The sequence below is a fragment of the Sutterella wadsworthensis 2_1_59BFAA genome, from assembly GCF_000297775.1.
GTDB lineage: Bacteria > Pseudomonadota > Gammaproteobacteria > Burkholderiales > Burkholderiaceae_F > Sutterella > Sutterella wadsworthensis_A.
In genome coordinates, this window is record NZ_JH815513.1 from 404944 (window position 1) to 408526 (window position 3583).

Annotated in this window: 5 protein-coding genes; all 5 read right to left on the bottom strand. The window is 56.0% G+C overall.

The features are described 5' to 3' along the window. Nucleotides 1-250: 250 nt before the first annotated feature. Nucleotides 251-763: a DUF456 domain-containing protein gene (locus HMPREF9465_RS01860; protein WP_005433545.1), complete on the bottom strand. Its 513-nt coding sequence runs from the start codon at nt 761-763 to the stop codon at nt 251-253. 18 nt (nt 764-781) lie between these two features. After that, on the bottom strand, nt 782-2179 hold the full coding sequence (gene dnaB / locus HMPREF9465_RS01865; protein WP_005433547.1) for a replicative DNA helicase: 1398 nt from the start codon (nt 2177-2179) through the stop codon (nt 782-784). 80 nt (nt 2180-2259) lie between these two features. Then, nucleotides 2260-2853 (bottom strand): CRISPR-associated protein Cas4, encoded by a 594-nt coding sequence (cas4, locus tag HMPREF9465_RS01870; RefSeq protein ID WP_038006073.1) that lies wholly within the window; start codon nt 2851-2853, stop codon nt 2260-2262. Further along, complete coding sequence (cas2, locus tag HMPREF9465_RS01875) at nt 2834-3130, bottom strand: CRISPR-associated endonuclease Cas2 (protein WP_005433550.1); 297 nt, start codon at nt 3128-3130, stop codon at nt 2834-2836. Before cas2 ends, cas4 begins: the two co-directional genes overlap by 20 nt. 4 nt (nt 3131-3134) lie before the next feature. Beyond that, nucleotides 3135-3583, bottom strand: a 449-nt coding sequence (gene cas1 / locus HMPREF9465_RS01880; protein WP_005433557.1) for a CRISPR-associated endonuclease Cas1, incomplete at its 5' end; no start/stop codon positions are given.

Genomic DNA, 3583 nt, shown 5'->3' on the forward strand with positions numbered 1-3583 from the left:
TGGCTTGAGTTAAGATGTAACCACAGTCGTTGCCGTCGCTGTCTTCTTGTGCTTCGTGTTTCAGAGCAGATGCTGGCTTGAGTTAAGATGTAACCCCGCCCGCAGTACCCTGCGGCGCAGAGGAAAAGGAGCCAAGCAGTGGAGCATTTTTTCGAAAATGCCCCGCCTGTCGAAAAAACAGCATTTTTTGCGAAATTTTGCAAAGCATGGTCTGGGTAAAAAGGAGTTGAGCTCGCGCTCAACTCCTTTTTTATACGAAGTACATCACGATCATCAGCCCGAGCATGGTGAATGCCAGAGCGATTTTGACGGCAGTTCCGACGACAATGCCGATCCAGGTCGCAACACCTACGCGCCCCGCGTGAAGATAATCTCGTTTGGCCCAGAACTCGCCGATGAATGCACCGACGAGCGGCATGATGAAGATGCCTACAAGACCGCCCATGAAGACACCGACGAAGGTACCAATGACCGAACCCCAGATGCCGTAGGAGCTGGCACCGGCCTTCTGTGCCCCGGCGGTCTGCGCCACAGTGTCGACGATGACGCCGATGATGGCAAGAACGGCGAGCGTCGCGATCGTGCCCCAGCCGATCAGTTCGAAACCGCCTGCCCATCCGATCAGGGCGCCTCCTGCGGCGATCAGCGGAAGTCCGGGAATGGCTGGGATGACGGTGCCGGCGAGGCCGGCGATGATCAGCGAAACGGCACTCAGCCAGCAGATGACGGCAAACCAGTCTATTTGTGCAAACCAGTCGAGCATTCGAAATTCCTCTTTAGGTTACTGTACGCCTTCCCAATAGCCGACATCGCCTGCCCAGGGCTCGAAGCGGGTGTTGCCGCCGCGGAAGACCATGCGGAGCGTACCGATTGGACCGTTACGCTGCTTGGCGATGATGATCTCGGCAAGATTCTTGTCAGGAGTGTCCTTGTTGTAGACGACCTCGCGATAAATGAACATGATGACGTCGGCGTCCTGTTCGATTGCGCCGGATTCGCGAAGGTCGGACATGATCGGGCGCTTGTCGGCTCGCTGTTCAAGAGAGCGGTTGAGCTGCGAGAGCACGATGACCGGGCAGTGCAGCTCCTTTGCCAGCGCCTTGAGGCCGCGTGAAATTTCAGACAGTTCGGTCGAGCGGTTGTCGACGCCGGCACGGCCCGTCATCAGCTGAATGTAGTCGACGACGATGAGGCCGAGCGGGCCCGTCTGGTTGACCAGACGTCGAGCACGGCTCGAAAGCTCTGAGATCATCAGGGCGGGCGTGTCGTCGATGTAGATGGGCTTGTTTTCCAGACGATGGACGGCCTTCGAGAAGGCGTTCCATTCCTCGTCCTCGAGCTGCGCCTTCCTGAGCTTCTGGGCGTCGATGTTGGCGACGGAGCTGATCAGACGCTGGGCGAGCTGGTCGCCACCCATTTCGAGAGAGAAGACGGCGACGGGCAGTTCCTGACGCACGCCGACGTTTTCTGCAATGTTGATGGCGAACGAGGTCTTGCCCATCGACGGACGGCCCGCGATGATGATCAGGTCGCCGCGCTGCAGACCCGCAAGCTCTCTGTCGAGATTGGGATAGCCCGTCGGCACGCCTGTGACTTCCGAGCCCTGTTGGTTCTGGTAAAGATCGATGATCTTCTCGGAAACTTCTCGAACGAGCGTGGCCATGGGCTGGAAGCCGCGCTGGCCGCGAGAATTGCGTTCGTTGATCGCGAGCACGATGCGCTCGGCCTCATCGAGGATCTGCGCTGTTTCGCGTCCTTCGGGCTGCAGCGCGCACGTGACCATGTGGTCGCCCGCACTGATCAGTTGGCGCAGAACTGATTTGTCGTGAACGATTTCGGCATAGCGGCGGATGTTGGCGGCGGAGGGCGTGTTGTTGACGAGTTCCGCAAGATACGCAAAACCGCCGGTGTCGGTGTCGGTGTCGAGGCCGGCATCGCGGAGCGACTCGGCGACGGTCAGTGAGTCAGCAGGGCGGCCGCGTTGGATCATCGCCGCGATGTGCTCATAGATGATCTTGTGATCGCGGCGGTAGAAGTCATCGGGCTGAATGATGTCGACGATGCTGTCAAGAGCATTGTTGTCGATCATCAGGCCGCCCAGAATGGACTGCTCGCTGTTGATGCTCTGCGGAGGCCTGCGCACGGCCTGCGCGGCGGGATCTTCAATCAAGTCCGTCATGTGTTCGCTTCATCCTCATGTGTGAGCCCACTATCTTAGCGTCAAATTCCTCAAGAGGGGTGCTTGAATAGGTTCAAAACTTACAGCCTGTCCGCGCAAAAATTCATGAATTCACACTGCGTGCATTGAGCGTCCGAGGCCGAAGTCTGCGGTACAAGTGCTTTGGCTGCGTCACGCTGGATTGCTTCAACGCAGAAGTCGAGTTTTCGCCGAACGGCATCGGTGAAGAGAATTTCCTTGTGCTTGGATTTGGTCTCGTAAAGAATGAAGCCGATATCGATCCTGCCGCCATGCAGTTGTTCAAGCAAAACGGCGTATGCACAAAGCTGAATGATCTCGCCCGTGTGCGGGGAAGCGTTTCCGGACTTGATCTCCAGCGGAATGTACGTACCGTCTTCAAGTTCCAGTACAGCGTCGCAGATGCCATGAAAGGGCGCATCCGGAGAATAGAGGGGGACTTCCGTTTTCAGTCTGTAAGACCGCCCCGATGTGAGCTTGGTGAGATCCCTTCGCTTGAGCAGTTGTTCGATCCTCTGATGCATTGCAACTCCCGCTTCTACCCAGGGTGCGCGGGGCGGATGTAGTTGCCTTACATACGTGAAAAATGGAATGCGTGGGCAGAAGCAGTACTGTCGCAGTAGGGATGCGGGAATGCTAGATGACTCTGTTTTCATGCGGCTCAATGTATGTGAAGTGCTTAAGGCCAAAGCATTTTCTGATGTCCTCAACTTTCAAATGGCAGGGGAAGTACAGGCAGGAGTCGCAGGAGGCGTCGAGCCATTTTTCAGCTGCCGCTTTCAACGAGCGTACCTCCGGAGTCTTGAGATCGCCGAAGAAAACGGATTTTTGAATCGGCGTCAGTCCGAGGTCTTTGAGAAAATCGAAAAACTTCGAGCGGGTTCTGGTATTGGAGATGTCGTAGCAGACAAGATATTTGACGTAAAGACTCATGACTTCACCACTTGAACCTGATCGACTTGTAGCGCTTGCCGTCCGTCATCGCGCCGGCCAGACGATATGCTTGACGTTGCATGATGTTCTCGAGCCGGACCTTTTTGCCGCGATGAGTAATGAAAGCACTCATGGTTGCATCGATGCCGTTGATGATTTCGGTTTTGAGATCGGGAGTCAGACTGGTTTCCTTTCCCAGACGCGCTCTGAGCTTGATGATGTTTCGGTCCACGACCCAGGCTCGGTACTCTTCCATGAAGTCCAGCACAAGGGAGGGTTTGCCGGGGCGGTCGACGTGCAGCAGTCCTGCATAGAGTTCCAACCCTGCATTTTCCAAAGCAGACCAGCAGAACTTTTCAAGAATGCTGTATCCGTAGTTGAGGAGAGCGTCAGAAATTTTGTGTCCATGGGATAATCGGAGCCCGCCAAACGGGTGCATCCAATGAACACGAA

Bases quoted from the DNA above. Each gene is read 5' to 3' on its own strand.
- cas2 (WP_005433550.1), bottom strand. From the start codon at position 3,130: ATGAGTCTTTACGTCAAATATCTTGTCTGCTACGACATCTCCAATACC.
- cas4 (WP_038006073.1), bottom strand. From the start codon at position 2,853: ATGAAAACAGAGTCATCTAGCATTCCCGCATCCCTACTGCGACAGTAC.
- dnaB (WP_005433547.1), bottom strand. From the start codon at position 2,179: ATGACGGACTTGATTGAAGATCCCGCCGCGCAGGCCGTGCGCAGGCCT.
- HMPREF9465_RS01860 (WP_005433545.1), bottom strand. From the start codon at position 763: ATGCTCGACTGGTTTGCACAAATAGACTGGTTTGCCGTCATCTGCTGG.